Consider the following 15454-nt stretch of genomic DNA (forward strand, 5'->3'; position numbering starts at 1 on the left):
GGGGCGGGCGCGCACCACCGTCTGGTCCGATCCCTGGAGGACACATGGGGCGCTACGTCATCAGGCGACTGCTCCAGATGGTGCCGGTCTTCATCGGCACGACGTTTCTGATCTTCGTCATGGTCTACGCCCTCGGCGACCCCGTGGCGGCCATGTTCGGCGACAAGGCGCCCGACCCGGCGACCGCCGCGCAGATCCGGCACGCGATGTACCTGGACCACCCGCTCCCGGCCCAGTACGTCCACTACATGAAGCAGATCTTCACCGGTGACTTCGGCACCTCGGCCAACGGCCAGCCGGTCACCGAGCTGATGGGCACCGCGTTCCCGGTCACCATCCGGCTGACCCTGGTCGCGTTCGTGATCGAGGCGGTGGCCGGTGTCGGCCTCGGCCTGATCGCGGGCTTGCGCCGCGGGCGGCTGGCCGACTCCGGGGTGCTCGCGTTCACCCTGATCGTGGTGGCCGTCCCCACCTTCGTCACCGGCTACCTGCTCCAGTACTTCTTCGGCGTCAAGTGGCACGTCGCCAACCCCGCGGTCGCCGAGGGCGCCCCGATCGGCGACCTGATCATGCCGGGCCTGGTGCTGGCGGGCGTCTCGCTGGCGTACGTGGCCCGGCTGACCCGGACCTCGGTCGCGGAGAACTCCCGCGCCGACTACCTGCGCACCGCCGTCGCCAAGGGCCTGCCCCGGCGCCGCGTGGTCACCGTGCACCTGCTGCGCAACTCGCTGATACCCGTGGTGACCTTCCTCGGCACCGACGTCGGCGCCCTGATGGGCGGCGCGGTCGTCACCGAGCGGATCTTCAACATCCACGGCGTCGGCTACCAGCTCTACCAGGGCATCCTGCGGCAGAACCCCCCGACGGTGGTCGGCTTCGTCACCATCCTGGTGATCATCTTCCTCGCCGCCAACCTGCTCGTCGACCTGCTCTACGCGGTCCTGGACCCGAGGATTCGGTATGCCTGAGATGACCGACAGCCAGGCGGTGGCCGACGCCGCCGGCACCGTCCCCACGCCGTCCGCCGTGACCGGCGGGGAGCGCGCGAAGGCGCGCAGCCTGTGGTCCGACGCGCTCCGGGACCTCAGCCGCAAGCCGATGTTCTACGTCTCCGGCCTGCTCATCCTCTTCCTGGTCTTCATCGCCATCTGGCCCGGCGCGATCGCCAGCGGCAACCCGCTCTCCTGCGACCTGGCCAAGTCCCAGATGGGGCCGACCTCCGGGCACCCCTTCGGCTTCGACACCCAGGGCTGCGACGTCTACACCCGCACGGTGTACGGCGCCCGCGCGTCGGTGTCGGTGGGCATCTTCTCCACCATCGGGGTCGCGGTGCTCGGCTCGCTGCTCGGCGGCCTCGCCGGGTTCTTCGGCGGCTGGTGGGACGCGATCCTCTCCCGGATCAGCGACGTCTTCTTCGGCATCCCGATCCTGCTGGGCGGCGTGGTGTTCCTGTCGGTGGTCAAGGGCGGCACCGTCACCACCGTGTCGGTCTTCATCGTGCTGCTGGGCTGGCCGCAGATCGCCCGGATCGCCCGCGGTGCGGTGATCACCGCCAAGCAGCAGGACTACGTCCAGGCCGCCCGCGCGCTCGGCGCGAGCAACACCCGGATGCTGCTGCGGCACATCGCGCCCAACGCGCTCGCCCCGATCATCGTGGTGGCCACCATCGCGCTGGGCACGTTCATCTCGCTGGAGGCGACGCTGTCCTTCCTCGGGGTGGGCCTCAAGCCGCCGGCCGTCTCGTGGGGCATCGACATCTCCCAGGCGTCCAGCGAGATCCGCAACGCGCCGCACATGCTGCTGTGGCCCGCGGGCGCGCTGAGCATCACCGTGCTGGCGTTCATCATGCTCGGCGACGCGGTCCGCGACGCCCTCGACCCCAAGCTGCGCTAGGAGGCGTCACGTTGACTGTCACCGACGAGAGGGCGGGCGCCGCGGCGCCCGCGTCCACCACCCCGCTGCTCGACGTGCGCGACCTGCACGTGGAGTTCCACACCCGCGACGGGGTGGCCCGCGCCGTCAACGGCGTGAACTACTCCGTGCGCGCGGGCGAGACGCTGGCGGTGCTCGGCGAGTCCGGGTCCGGCAAGTCCGTCACCGCGCAGACCGTGATGGGCATCCTGGACATGCCGCCCGGCCGGATCACGCACGGCGAGATCCTCTTCCAGGGCGAGGACATGCTGAAGATGTCCGCGGAGCAGCGGCGCCGGATACGCGGCCGGAAGATCGCGATGATCTTCCAGGACGCGCTGTCCTCGCTCAACCCGGTGCTGAGCGTGGGCTACCAGCTCGGCGAGATGTTCCGGGTGCACCAGGGGATGTCCCGCAAGCAGGCCCGCGCCAAGGCGATCGAGCTGATGGACCGGGTGCGCATCCCGGCGGCGAAGGACCGGATCGGCGACTACCCGCACCAGTTCTCCGGCGGTATGCGCCAGCGGATCATGATCGCGATGGCGCTGGCCCTGGAGCCGGACCTGATCATCGCGGACGAGCCGACCACCGCGCTGGACGTCACCGTGCAGGCGCAGGTGATGGACCTGCTCGCGGAGCTCCAGCGCGAGTACAACATGGGCCTGATCCTGATCACCCACGACCTCGGTGTGGTCGCGGACGTGGCCGACAAGATCGCGGTGATGTATGCGGGCCGGATCGTGGAGACCTCGCCCGTGCACGACATCTACCGGGCGCCCGCGCACCCCTACACCAAGGGCCTGCTCCAGTCGATCCCGCGGCTGGACCGCAAGGGCCAGGAGCTGTACGCGATCAAGGGCCTGCCGCCCAACCTGACCCGTATCCCCGGCGGTTGCGCGTTCCACCCGCGCTGCCCGATCGCGCGGGACGTGTGCCGGACCGAGGTCCCGCAGCTGCACACCGTCGGCGCCGAGCGCGGCAGCGCCTGCCACTTCTGGAAGGAGACGATCGGTGACTGAGCCCATCCTGCGGGTCCGCAACCTGGTCAAGCACTTCCCGCTGACCCGCGGCATCCTGTTCCAGAAGGAGGTCGGCGCGGTCAAGGCCGTCGACGGCATCTCCTTCGACCTGTACGCGGGGGAGACGCTCGGCATCGTCGGCGAGTCCGGCTGCGGCAAGTCCACGGTGGCGAAGCTGCTGATGAACCTGGAGCGGGCCACCTCCGGCGAGGTGTTCTACAAGGGCGAGGACATCACCAAGCTGTCCGGGCGGGCGCTGAAGGCGGTTCGCCGGAACATCCAGATGGTCTTCCAGGACCCCTACACCTCGCTGAACCCCCGGATGACGGTCGGCGACATCATCGGCGAGCCCTTCGACATCCACCCCGAGGTCGCCCCCAAGGGCGACCGTCGGGCCCGGGTGCGCGAGCTGCTGGACGTGGTCGGCCTCAACCCCGAGTACATCAACCGCTACCCGCACCAGTTCTCCGGCGGGCAGCGCCAGCGCATCGGCATCGCCCGCGGCCTGGCCCTCAACCCGGAGATCATCATCTGCGACGAGCCGGTCTCCGCGCTGGACGTCTCGGTGCAGGCGCAGGTGATCAACCTGATGGAGAAGCTCCAGGACGAGTTCGGCCTGTCCTACCTCTTCATCGCGCACGACCTGTCGATCGTGCGGCACATCTCCGACCGGGTCGGCGTGATGTACCTGGGGCGGATGGCGGAGATCGGCACCGACGCCGAGATCTACGAGCACCCGACCCACCCCTACACGCAGGCACTGCTCTCCGCGGTGCCGGTGCCCGACCCCACCGGGCGCGAGGAGCGGGTGGGCGCCGCCGCGGGCGGCGAGGGGAGCGCCGCCGCGGGTAAGGGGAGGATCATCCTCACCGGCGACGTGCCCTCGCCGGCGAACCCGCCGTCCGGCTGCCGCTTCCGCACCCGCTGCTGGAAGGCGCAGGAGCGGTGCGCGCAGGAGGTGCCGCTGCTCGCGGTGCCTTCGGTCTTCGCCGGCACCGACACCCCGGCCGCCCACGAGTCGGCGTGCCACTTCGCGGAGGAGCGGCAGGTGGTGGGCGGGGCCGCCGACGCGGCCTGACACACCTGGCGCACCGCCACCCCGGCTCGTACGAACGCAGCGCCCCGGACCGCCTCCCGCGGACCGGGGCGCTGCGCCGTACGTGCGGCCGCAGGCCGCGCCGGACGCGTCCACCCGGGTGAACTTCGGCCGCCCGACCGCCTCCTGACCCGCACTTCGACCCGCGACACGGAGTCAAGAAGTGCGGGTATGCCCTTATTGCGGTGTCATGAGTACGCACATGCCCTTTGGGACCCATGAGGAGGCGTTCGATGCGCGGAGCCACACGCGTGAGGTGTGCGGTGGGCGTGCTGGCGGTCGCGCTGGCCGCCACGGCCTGCGGCGGCGGGAGCAGCAGCAGTGGCGGCGGCAGCAGCAGCGGCGGTGTCGTGCGCGCCTCGTGGGGCGACCCGCAGAACCCGCTGGAGCCGGCCGACACCAATGAGGTGCAGGGCGGCAAGGTGCTCGACATGATCTTCCGCGGCCTGAAGAAGTACAACCCGAAGACCGCCAAGGCCGAGAACATGATTGCCCAGTCGATCACCACCACCGACTCGCAGAACTTCGACATCAAGATCAAGCCGGGGTGGAAGTTCAGCAACGGCGAGCCGGTCACCTCCGACTCCTTCATCAACGCCTGGAACTTCGGCGCCCTGCTGAAGAACGCCCAGCTCAACGCCTTCTTCTTCGAGCAGATCGACGGCTACGACAAGGTGCACCCCAACGCCGCGGGCGCGACGTCCACCGCCACCAAGCTCTCGGGCCTGACGAAGGTGTCGGACACCGAGTTCAAGGTGAAGCTCAACCAGAAGTTCTCACTGTGGCCCGACACCCTCGGCTACTCGGCGTTCTACCCGCTGCCCCAGTCGTTCTTCACCAACCAGGCGGCCTGGCTGAAGAACCCGGTCGGCAACGGCCCGTACAAGATCCAGCAGTACACCAAGGGCACCCAGATGTCCCTGCGCAAGTGGGACGGGTACAAGGGTCCGGACGCGGCCGTGAACAACGGCGTCGACCTGCGGGTCTACACCGACAACAACACCGCCTACACCGACCTCCAGGCCGGCAACATCGACCTGGTCGACGACATCCCGGCCTCGCAGCTGAAGAACGTCAAGTCCGACCTCGGCAGCCGCTACATCAACGAGCCGGCCGGCATCATCCAGACCATCGCCTTCCCGCTCTACGACAGCCGCTGGTCGTCGGCGAAGTCCGCCCTGGTCCGGCAGGGCCTGTCGATGGCGATCAACCGCAAGCAGATCACCCAGCAGATCTTCCAGAACACCCGCACCCCCGCCACCGACTGGACCTCCCCGGTGCTCGGCGACGCGGGCGGCTACAAGGCCGGGCTGTGCGGTGAGACCTGCGACTACAACCCCACCAAGGCCAAGCAGCTGATCCAGCAGGGCGGCGGCCTGCCCGGCGGGCAGATCACCATCGGCTACAACGCCGACACCGGCTCGCACAAGGAGTGGGTGGACGCGGTCTGCAACAGCATCAACAACGTGCTGGGCAACAACAAGGCCTGCGTCGGCGCCCCCACCGGCACCTTCGCCGACTTCCGGAACCGGATCACCAACAAGCAGATGACCAACCCGTTCCGGTCCGGCTGGCAGATGGACTACCCGCTGATCCAGGACTTCCTCCAGCCGCTGTACTTCACCAACGCCTCCTCCAACGACTCGCACTACAGCAACCCGCAGTTCGACAAGCTGGTCAACCAGGCGAACGCCGACAGCAACACCAGCAGCGCCATCAGCACCTTCCAGGACGCGGAGAAGCTGCTGGTCAAGGACATGCCGGCGATTCCGCTGTGGTACCAGAACGGCAGCGCGGGCTACTCCACGAACCTCAGCAGCGTCAGCCTCAACCCGTTCAGCGTCCCGGTCTACAACGAGATCAAGGTCAAGTGAGACCGGCCGGAGGCCGCACCGGGGCGACCCGGTGCGGCCTCCGGCCACTTTCCGTGCATTCCGTGCAGGAGGCCCCATGGGACGCTATGTGATCCGGCGGCTGCTCCAGATGATCCCGGTGTTCATCGGCAGCACCTTCCTGATCTTCTTCATGGTCTACGCGCTCGGCGACCCCGTCGCCGCGCTCTTCGGCGAGCGGGCGCCGGACCCGGCCACGGCCGCCCAGATCCGGCACGACCTGTACCTCGACCACTCGCTGGGCGCCCAGTACCTGCACTACATGAAGAACATCTTCAGCGGGGACTTCGGCACCGCCTTCAACGGCCAGGCGGTCACCTCGCTGATGGGCAGCGCCTTCCCGATCACCATCCGGCTGACCATCGTGGCGATCATCTTCGAGATCATCATCGGCATCCTGCTCGGCGTCATCACCGGCATGCGGCGCGGCAAGCCGGTCGACACCGGGGTGCTGCTGCTGACCCTGGTGGTCATCTCGGTGCCCACCTTCGTCACCGGCTACGTGCTCCAGTACATCTTCGGCGTCCAGCTGAAGTGGACCGCGCCCTCGGTGTCGCCCAGCGCGCCCTTCAACGAACTGATCCTGCCCGGGCTGGTGCTCGCCCTGGTCTCGCTCGCCTACGTCACCCGGCTCACCCGCACCTCGATCGCGGAGAACACCCGCGCCGACTACGTGCGCACCGCCGTCGCCAAGGGCCTGCCCCGGCACCGGGTGATCACCCGGCACCTGCTGCGCAACTCGCTGATCCCCGTGGTGACCTTCATCGGCACCGACATCGGCGCCCTGATGGGCGGCGCCATCGTCACCGAGCGGATCTTCAACATCCACGGCGTCGGCTACCAGCTCTACCAGGGCATCCTGCGCAACAACGCCCCCACCGTGGTCGGCTTCGTCACCATCCTGGTCCTGGTGTTCCTGCTGGCCAACCTGCTTGTCGACCTGCTCTACGCGGTCCTGGACCCGAGGATTCGCTATGCCTGAACCGATCGACCCCAACGAAGCGATCGACCCGAACCAGGCCATCGCACCGACCGGCGGCTACGGCGGCAGCATGGACCTGGCCGCCTCCGACGCGCAGACCCTGGAGCAGCCGCCGGGGCCCGAGCAGGAGGGCGGCCCCGCCGCCAAACCGCGCAGCCTGTGGTCCGACGCCTGGCGCGACCTGCGGCGCAACCCGATCTTCATCATCTCCGCGCTGATCATCCTCTTCCTGATCTTCATCTCGATCTGGCCGGGCACCATCGCCACCCAGGACCCGCTGAAGGCCAACCTCGCCCGGGCACAGGAGGGTTCGGCCCCCGGCCACCCCTTCGGCTTCGACAACCAGGGCCGCGACGTCTACACCCGCGTCGTCTACGGGGCCAGGGCGTCGGTCACCGTCGGCGTGTGCGCGACCGCCGGCGTGGTCATCCTCGGCAGCGTGCTCGGCGGCCTCGCCGGGTTCTTCGGCGGCTGGTGGGATGCGATCCTCTCCCGGATCAGCGACGTCTTCTTCGGCATCCCGGTGATCCTCGGCGGCCTGGTCTTCCTGTCGGTGGTCACCAACTCCACGGTGTGGCCGGTGGTCGGGTTCATGGTGCTGCTGGGCTGGCCGCAGATCGCCCGTATCGCCCGCGGCTCGGTGATCACCGCCAAGCAGAACGACTACGTACAGGCCGCCCGCGCGCTCGGCGCCGGCAACTCCCGGATGCTGGTACGGCACATCACGCCCAACGCCGTCGCCCCGGTGATCGTCGTCGGCACCATCGCGCTGGGCACGTACATCGCACTGGAGGCGACGCTGTCCTACCTCGGCGTGGGCCTGAAACCGCCCACCGTCTCCTGGGGCATCGACATCTCCGACGCGTCCAACGAGATCCGCAACGCGCCGCACATGCTGCTGTGGCCGGCCGGCGCGCTGAGCCTGACCGTACTGGCGTTCATCATGCTCGGCGACGCGGTCCGCGACGCCCTCGACCCCAAGCTGCGCTAGGAGGCGTCGCGATGCCAACAGGTGGCACAGGAGCCACGGAAGCCGCCGCGGCACCGTCCGCGCAGCCGCCCGCCGGCGACGGCCCGCTGCTCGACGTACGGGACCTGCACGTGGAGTTCCGCACCCGGGAGGGCACCGCCAAAGCGGTCAACGGCGTCAACTACTCGGTGGACGCCGGGGAGACGCTGGCGGTGCTCGGCGAGTCCGGTTCCGGCAAGTCGGTGACCGCGCAGGCGATCATGGGCATCCTCGACTCGCCCCCCGGGTTCGTCACCCAGGGCGAGGTCGTCTTCCAGGGCCGGGACCTGCTCAAGCTCTCCGCCGAGGAGCGGCGCCGGGTGCGCGGCGCGAAGATGGCGATGATCTTCCAGGACGCGCTGTCCTCGCTCAACCCGGTGCTCAGCGTCGGCGAGCAGCTCGGCGAGATGTTCCGGGTCCACCACAAGGCCTCCCGCAAGGACGCCCGCGCCAAGGCGATCGAGCTGATGGAGCGGGTCCGCATCCCCGCCGCCCGCGAACGCGTCAAGCAGTACCCGCACCAGTTCTCCGGCGGTATGCGGCAGCGCGTGATGATCGCGATGGCGCTGGCCCTGGAGCCGGACCTGATCATCGCGGACGAGCCGACCACCGCGCTGGACGTCACCGTGCAGGCGCAGGTGATGGAGCTGCTCGCCGAACTCCAGCGCGAGTACAACATGGGGCTGATCCTGATCACCCACGACCTCGGTGTGGTCGCGGACGTGGCCGACAAGATCGCGGTGATGTACGCGGGCCGGATCGTGGAGACCTCGCCCGTCCACGACATCTACCGGGCGCCGGCCCACCCCTACACCAAGGGCCTGCTCGACTCCATCCCGCGGCTGGACCGCAAGGGCCAGGAGCTGTACGCGATCAAGGGCCTGCCGCCCAACCTGCTGCACATCCCGCCCGGCTGCGCCTTCCACCCGCGCTGCCCGCGCGCCCAGGCCGTGTGCCGCACCGACGAACCCCCGCTGTACCGGGTCAGCCAGGACCGGGCGAGCGCCTGCCACTTCTGGAAGGAGACCCTGCATGACGACAGCCTCCCGTCCGCAGACGCCTGAGTCGGTCGCCTCCGACCCGTCCGGTCGTGAGCCGATCCTCCAGGTCCGCGGCCTGGTCAAGCACTTCCCGCTGACCCGCGGCATCCTGTTCAAGAAGCAGATCGGCGCCGTGCAGGCGGTCGACGGGGTCACCTTCAACCTGTACGCGGGGGAGACCCTCGGCATCGTCGGGGAGTCCGGCTGCGGCAAGTCCACGGTGGCGAAGCTGCTGATGAACCTGGAGCAGCCCACCGCGGGCGAGATCATCTACAAGGGCGAGGACATCAGCCGGGTCTCCGGGCGGGCGCTGAGGTCGGTCCGCCGGAACATCCAGATGGTCTTCCAGGACCCCTACACCTCGCTGAACCCCCGGATGACGGTCGGCGACATCATCGGCGAGCCCTTCGAGATCCACCCCGAGGTCGCGCCCAAGGGCGACCGGCGGCGCCGGGTGCGCGAGCTGCTGGACGTGGTCGGCCTCAACCCCGAGTACATCAACCGCTACCCGCACCAGTTCTCCGGCGGGCAGCGCCAGCGCATCGGCATCGCCCGCGGGCTCGCGCTGCGCCCGGAGATCATCGTGGCCGACGAGCCGGTCTCCGCGCTGGACGTCTCGGTGCAGGCCCAGGTGGTCAACCTGATGGAGCGGTTGCAGGACGAGTTCCAGCTGTCGTACATGTTCATCGCGCACGACCTGTCGATCGTGCGGCACATCGCCGACCGGGTCGGGGTGATGTACCTCGGCAAGATCGTCGAGATCGGCTCGGACACCGAGATCTACGAGCACCCCACCCACCCGTACACCCAGGCGCTGCTCTCCGCGGTGCCGGTGCCCGACCCGGAGGCGCGCGAGCACCGGGAGCGGATCATCCTGCACGGCGACGTGCCCTCGCCGGCCAACCCGCCGTCCGGCTGCCGGTTCCGCACCCGCTGCTGGAAGGCCCAGGAGATCTGCGCGGAGGTGGAACCGCCGCTGGCGGTGCCGGAGGTCTTCCGGTCCACCGCGGGACCGGCCGAGCACCCCTCGGCCTGCCACTTCGCGGAGGAGAAGCAGATCGTGCCGGGCGACTGACCGCGCCCACCGAGTCGCCGGGAGCCGGCACGCGGAAAACGCCAGGGCCGTGCCCGCATCCCTTGGAGGGGGACGGGCACGGCCCTGGCGTTCGTGCCGGTCGTGCGACGCTCGGGGCTCAGGCCGTCTTGTCCGCCCCGCCCTCGGCCTTCTCGGCGGCCTTCGCCGCCGCCTCGGCCTCGGCCTCCGCGGCCGCCTCCGCGGCGGAGTCCTCGATCGCGGCCAGCGCCGGGTCCAGGACGATGTCCTCCTTGCGCGCCTCGACCGACGGCTCCTCCGGGAAGTGGCACGCCGTCAGGTGGCCGTCCGCGCTGCCGCTGAGCTGCACCAGCGGCGGCTCCTGCTCGGCGCAGACGTCCTGCGCCTTCCAGCAGCGGGTGCGGAACCGGCAGCCGGACGGCGGGTTGATCGGCGAGGGCACGTCACCGGCGAGCCGGATGCGCTCGCGGCCGTCGTCGTCCGGGTCCGCCTCCGGCGCCGCGGACAGCAGCGCGTGCGTGTACGGGTGGCGCGGACCGCCGTAGATCGACTCGCGGTCGCCGATCTCCACGATCTTGCCCAGGTACATCACCGCGATGCGCTGCGAGAAGTGCCGCACGATCGCCAGGTCGTGCGCGATGAACAGGAACGCGATGCCGAGTTCCTTCTGCACCTTCTGGAGCAGGTTCACCACCTGCGCCTGGATGGACACGTCCAGCGCGGAGACCGGCTCGTCGGCCACGATCAGCTTCGGGTCCACCGACAGCGCCCGCGCCACCCCGATGCGCTGCCGCTGGCCGCCGGAGAACTCGTGCGGGAAGCGGTTGTAGTGCTCGGGGTTGAGGCCGACGATCTCCAGCAGCTCGCGGACCCGCTTCTCGCGGCCCCCGGCCGGGTTGATCCCGTTGATCTCCATCGGCGCGGAGATGATGCTGCCGACCGTCTGCCGCGGGTTCAGCGAGGCGTACGGGTCCTGGAAGATCATCTGGATCTCGGACCGGATCGGCGCCAGCTCCTTGCGGGAGGAGTGCGTGATGTCCTGCCCGGCGTACGACAGCCGGCCGGCGGTCGGCTCCAGCAGCCGGGTGACCAGCCGGCCGGTGGTCGACTTGCCGCAGCCGGACTCGCCGACCATGCCGAGCGCCTCGCCGGCGTCGATGTGGAAGTCGAGTCCGTCCACCGCGCGGACGTTGCCCACCCGCCGCTGGAAGACGAACCCACCCGTGATCGGGAAGTACTTCTGCAGCCCCGTCACCTCGAGCAGCCGGTCACCCGCGCCGGGGCGCGGCTCGGGGACCTTGTCCAGGGTCACCTGTTCAGTCATTGCTTGTTCCTCGACTCCTGGTCAGCGCAGCCGCGGCTGGATCTGCTCGATGAAGATGTCACGCTTCTGGTCCGCCGTGAGGTGGCACGCGGCACCGCGTCCGGCCGGCAGCACCGGCCGCTGTGTGCTGCACAGGCTGTCCGGCACCTGGTCGGTGAACGAGCAGCGCGGGTGGAACGGGCAGCCGCTCGGCGGGTTCAGCAGGCTGGGCGGCGACCCGGGCACCGGCGCGAGCGGCACGTCCACGGACGCGGACAGGCGCGGGATGGAGCCCAGCAGGCCCCACGCGTAGGGGTGCTGGGGCGTCTGGAGGATGTCCCGCACGGTGCCGCGCTCGGCGGCCCGGCCGGCGTACATCACGACCACGTCGTCCGCGGTGTTGGCGATCACGCCCAGGTCGTGGGTGATCAGGATGATCGCGGTGCCGCTCTCCTGCTGGAGGTCCTTGAGCAGGTCCAGGATCTGGGCCTGCACGGTCACGTCCAGCGCGGTGGTCGGCTCGTCGGCGATCACCAGCTCGGGGTCGCAGACCAGCGCCATCGCGATCATCGCGCGCTGCCGCATGCCGCCGGAGAACTGGTGCGGGTAGTCGTCCACCCGGGTCTTCGGGTGCGGGATGCCGACCCGTTCGAGCATCTCGATGGCCCGTGACCGCGCCTCCTTCTTGGAGGCGCCCATGTGCTTCATGTAGGGCTCGGCGATCTGCCGCCCGACCGTGTAGTACGGCGACAGGGCGGTCAGCGAGTCCTGGAAGACCATGGACATCTTCTTGCCGCGCAGCTTCTCCAGCGTGTGCTCGGAGGCGCCGGTCAGCTCCTGGCCGTCGAGGACGATCTCACCGGTGATGGTGGAGTTGCGCGGGTTGTGCAGCCCCAGGATCGCCAGGTTGGTGACCGACTTGCCGGAGCCGGACTCGCCCACGATGCCGAGGGTCTTGCCCCGGTCGAGGTCGAACGACAGGCCGTCGACGGCCTTCACGACGCCGTCCTCCGTGGCGAACTGGACGTACAGGTCGCGCACCGAGAGGAAGTGCTCGGATTCCTGAGGCGTCGGCTCGGCCTCGGGCTTCGTCAGGATGGTCACGGGCGGGGTCTCCTACCGGGTGGTGCGCTGGTGGTCGCGGCTTGGGGGTCCCCCCGCCGGCCGCCGGAGGGGGTGCCCTCCGGCGAGAGCGCGGGGGTGGTGCGGGGCCGCGGTCACGACAGCCTGATCCGCGGGTCGATGAGGGCGTAGCAGGCGTCGATGATGATGTTGAAGGTGACGATCGCGGTCGCGCTGAAGAGCATGACGGCCATCTCCAGCGGCAGGTCGGTCTGCGTCACCGCGTTCACCGCGAGCATGCCCAGGCCGTGCAGGCCGAACGTCGACTCGGTGATGATGGCGCCGCCGAAGACGGAGCCGAGGTCGATACCGAAGATCGTGATGATGGAGGCCGCGGCGCCGCGCAGGGCGTAGCGGTAGAACACGTACTTCGATCCCATGCCCTTGGCGCGGGCGGCGCGGATGTGGTCCTCGGACAGCTGCTCGATCATCAGCGAGCGGGTCTGCCGGCTGTAGTTGGACCAGAAGATCACCGACATGACCAGGCAGGGCAGCACCAGGCCGCTGATCGAGCCGACCGGGTCGGAGGACCAGGTCGGGTCGTGGCCGTGGTCGAGCCAGCCGAGCTTGTCGGCGAAGAGCGCGATGGCCAGCGGGCCGATGAAGTAGATCTGCACCGAGTTGCCGAGCAGCGAGATGGAGCTGGCGACGCGGTCGAAGGTCTTGCCCTGCTGCCAGGCGGCGAGCATGCCCAGGCCGACGCCGATGATCAGGAACGCGGCGGAACCGCCGAGGGCCAGCGACAGCGTGGTCGGGTAGCGGTCGGCGATGGTCGGCCAGATCGCCTGGTCGTTGGCGAAGGAGAAGCCGAAGCAGGGGGCCGGGCAGTTCTGCCCGTCGGGCATGTGCCGGCCGGTGAAGATGCCGGTCATGTAGTCCCAGTACTGCTGGTAGACCGGCAGGTCCAGGCCCATGCGGTGGTGGATGTCCCGCACGATGCCGGGGTTGGAGCAGTTCTTGCCGCACGCGAGCTGAGCCGGGTCGGCGGGTAGTACGAAGAACAGGAAGTAGGTGACGGCGCTGATGGCCACCAGGATCACGATCGCGCCCAAAACGCGACGTGTGAGGAAACGGAGCATCGGTGAGCTCTTCCGTGGGGGCGCGGGCGGCGGCCGCGCGGTCAGATCCGGGGGCAGCCGGCCCAGGCGGTCGCCTGGGCCGGCTGCCCGGTTGTCGGACTACTGCTTGACGTACACAGTGTTGGCGTTGACGGCGCCGATGACCGAGTTGTAGGTCACACCACCCAGGCCGGAGCCGTAGATGTTGAAGTACTTGTCGAAGAGGAACGGCACCTGGGCCGTGTCCTTCGACAGGGAGTACTCCGAGAGCTTCTCCCACTCGGCGGTCTGGGTCTTGACGTCAGCGATGTTCTTGATCCGCGTGATCTCGCTGTTGATGTGCGAGTCGTTCAAGAACGAGTAGTTGTTCGTGCCGTCCGTCAGGTTGGTGCCGTCCATGGTCGGCGGGACCACGGTCGACGCGTTCGGCCAGTCCGCGCCCCAGCCGGTGCGGTAGATGTCGAACTGGTTGTTCACCTTCCCGACGACCGTGTAGTAGGAGGTCGCGTCGATCGGCTTGCGCACGACCTGGAAACCGGCCTTCTCCAGCGCGTTGGCGATCGTCAGCGAGACCGTGGACCACTTCGGCACGTTCGCGTACGGGAAGACCAGCTTCGGGTGCGGCTGACCGGCCTCCTTCAGCAGCTCCTTGGCCTTCTCCACGTTACCGGTCGGCTGGGTGAGCTTGCCGAACGGGTCGTACTTCTTCCACCCGGAGATGGTCGGGCTGAGCAGCGTGGTGCCGAGGTCGCCCTGCGGCGAGCCGCCCATGGCCTGCTGGACCTGCGACATCGGGAACGCGTAGGCGATCGCCTGGCGGACCTTCGGGTCGGTGATCCGCTTGGTGTTGATGTCGAGGGTCTCGACGTACGGCTGGTACTGGTTGACCGTGCGCGCCTTGTACTCGGCGTCGGTCGTCAGCTTGGCCATCTGCGAGGTGTCCGCGACACCGGACAGGTCGAGCGCGTCCTTGTCGGTGCCCGAGCCGGCCATGATCCGCTGGGTCAGACCCGGCTGCTGGATGCCCAGCTGGAAGTTCCACGAGTCCGGGTAGGCGTTGCGGATCGGGTCGGTCTTCGGGTCCCAGTACGGGTTGCGCTTGAAGACCAGCGACTTGCCGGGCTTGTACGACGCGATCTCGTACGGGCCGGAGGAGACCGGGTGGTTGTTGTACCCGGCCTTGTCGTCCTTGGACTTCTCCACCGGAGCCGTCACCGGCATCGCCATCGCGTAGGGCGCGTCGGCGTGCGGGGTCTGGAAGTGGAAGACGACGGTCTTGTCGTCCGGCGTGGCCAGGATGCTGTCCGGGATCTCCTTACCGTCGTAAGGGCCCTTGTACGCGTCCTTGAAGTTGGTGCCGTACAGCCAGCTCTGGAGGTAGACCGGGCCCTGGGTGACGAAGCTCGAGAACAGCCGCTCGATGCTGTACTTGACGTCCTTGGACGTGATGGTGCTGCCGTCCTGGAACTTCAGGCCGTCCTTGAGGGTGAACGTCCAGGTCTTGCCGCCGTCCGACATCTTGCCGGTGTCGGTGGCCATGTCGCCGACGAGGATCGTCTTCCCGGTCTTCGGGTCGATCTTGTACCCGGTGAGGGTACGGGCGTAGAGCGGGGAGACCGACAGCTGGTCGCTGACGTACTGCTGGGCCGGGTCCAGGTAGTCGAAGCCCGCCTGGTCCAGGTCCTGGACGGTGCCGCCCTTGGTGGCGCCCGCGACCGCGGGGGCGGGGCCGGTGGAGTCGGCGGCGGTGCCGAGACCGTAGTTCGGAACCGGTGCCTTGCTTGCGCCCCCTGTGCTAGGACCGGTGTTGCCACCCCCGCTGCTGCACGCGGAGGCGGTCAGCGACAGAGCTCCGACGGCCGCGACGGCGGCCACCAAGCGAGCTTTGCTGTGTCTCATGAAATCCTGCCTGTCTGGACTGAACTGCCACTGATGCCGACGCCCGGCGGCCGCGTGCACGGACCGGTC

The 15454-nt window shown here is 69.0% G+C and carries 13 protein-coding genes; 9 read left to right on the plus strand and 4 right to left on the minus strand.

What is annotated here, in order from left to right; genetic code table 11:
• Positions 1–44 precede the first annotated feature (44 nt).
• The 9 genes from AC3EVP_RS03240 to AC3EVP_RS03280 all read left to right on the plus strand — a co-directional run bounded on the left by AC3EVP_RS03240 (position 45) and on the right by AC3EVP_RS03280 (position 10024).
• A complete protein-coding gene (locus AC3EVP_RS03240) occupies positions 45–968 on the plus strand; it encodes an ABC transporter permease (RefSeq protein WP_335980622.1) in 924 nt (307 codons plus the stop codon).
• Complete coding sequence (locus tag AC3EVP_RS03245; protein WP_435125753.1) at positions 961–1893, plus strand: ABC transporter permease; 933 nt, start codon at positions 961–963, stop codon at positions 1891–1893. The genes AC3EVP_RS03240 and AC3EVP_RS03245 overlap by 8 nt, the downstream gene beginning before the upstream one ends.
• Positions 1894–1904: 11 nt before the next feature.
• A complete protein-coding gene (locus tag AC3EVP_RS03250) occupies positions 1905–2930 on the plus strand; it encodes an ABC transporter ATP-binding protein (protein WP_435125755.1) in 1026 nt (341 codons plus the stop codon).
• The gene (locus AC3EVP_RS03255) at positions 2923–4008 is read left to right on the plus strand and encodes an ABC transporter ATP-binding protein (protein WP_435125757.1); all 1086 of its coding nucleotides are present in this window, start codon (positions 2923–2925) and stop codon (positions 4006–4008) included. The genes AC3EVP_RS03250 and AC3EVP_RS03255 overlap by 8 nt, the downstream gene beginning before the upstream one ends.
• 251 nt (positions 4009–4259) lie before the next feature.
• The gene (locus tag AC3EVP_RS03260; RefSeq protein WP_435125760.1) at positions 4260–5900 is read left to right on the plus strand and encodes a peptide ABC transporter substrate-binding protein; all 1641 of its coding nucleotides are present in this window, start codon (positions 4260–4262) and stop codon (positions 5898–5900) included.
• 76 nt (positions 5901–5976) lie between these two features.
• A complete protein-coding gene (locus AC3EVP_RS03265; protein ID WP_435125763.1) occupies positions 5977–6900 on the plus strand; it encodes an ABC transporter permease in 924 nt (307 codons plus the stop codon).
• Between the two features lie 70 nt (positions 6901–6970).
• The gene (locus tag AC3EVP_RS03270) at positions 6971–7891 is read left to right on the plus strand and encodes an ABC transporter permease (protein WP_335984404.1); all 921 of its coding nucleotides are present in this window, start codon (positions 6971–6973) and stop codon (positions 7889–7891) included.
• An 11-nt stretch (positions 7892–7902) separates the two neighbouring features.
• Positions 7903–8973 carry an ABC transporter ATP-binding protein gene (locus AC3EVP_RS03275; RefSeq protein ID WP_435125765.1) on the plus strand — a complete coding sequence of 357 codons (1071 nt, stop codon included), beginning with the start codon at positions 7903–7905 and terminating at the stop codon, positions 8971–8973.
• The gene (locus AC3EVP_RS03280; protein ID WP_435125768.1) at positions 8942–10024 is read left to right on the plus strand and encodes an ABC transporter ATP-binding protein; all 1083 of its coding nucleotides are present in this window, start codon (positions 8942–8944) and stop codon (positions 10022–10024) included. The genes AC3EVP_RS03275 and AC3EVP_RS03280 overlap by 32 nt, the downstream gene beginning before the upstream one ends.
• 118 nt (positions 10025–10142) lie before the next feature.
• Here AC3EVP_RS03280 and AC3EVP_RS03285 read toward each other — a convergent pair whose 3' ends face one another.
• The 4 genes from AC3EVP_RS03285 to AC3EVP_RS03300 all read right to left on the minus strand — a co-directional run bounded on the left by AC3EVP_RS03285 (position 10143) and on the right by AC3EVP_RS03300 (position 15361).
• On the minus strand, positions 10143–11327 hold the full coding sequence (locus tag AC3EVP_RS03285; RefSeq protein ID WP_435125771.1) for an ABC transporter ATP-binding protein: 1185 nt from the start codon (positions 11325–11327) through the stop codon (positions 10143–10145).
• Between the two features lie 21 nt (positions 11328–11348).
• The gene (locus tag AC3EVP_RS03290) at positions 11349–12410 is read right to left on the minus strand and encodes an ABC transporter ATP-binding protein (RefSeq protein ID WP_335977553.1); all 1062 of its coding nucleotides are present in this window, start codon (positions 12408–12410) and stop codon (positions 11349–11351) included.
• 113 nt (positions 12411–12523) lie between these two features.
• A complete protein-coding gene (locus tag AC3EVP_RS03295; protein WP_335977550.1) occupies positions 12524–13507 on the minus strand; it encodes an ABC transporter permease in 984 nt (327 codons plus the stop codon).
• Positions 13508–13606: 99 nt separating this feature from the next.
• Entirely contained in the window at positions 13607–15361 is a 1755-nt protein-coding gene (locus AC3EVP_RS03300) for an ABC transporter substrate-binding protein (RefSeq protein ID WP_435125776.1), read from the minus strand.
• Positions 15362–15454: the final 93 nt, after the last annotated feature.

Source organism: Actinacidiphila sp. bgisy144 (assembly GCF_057708105.1).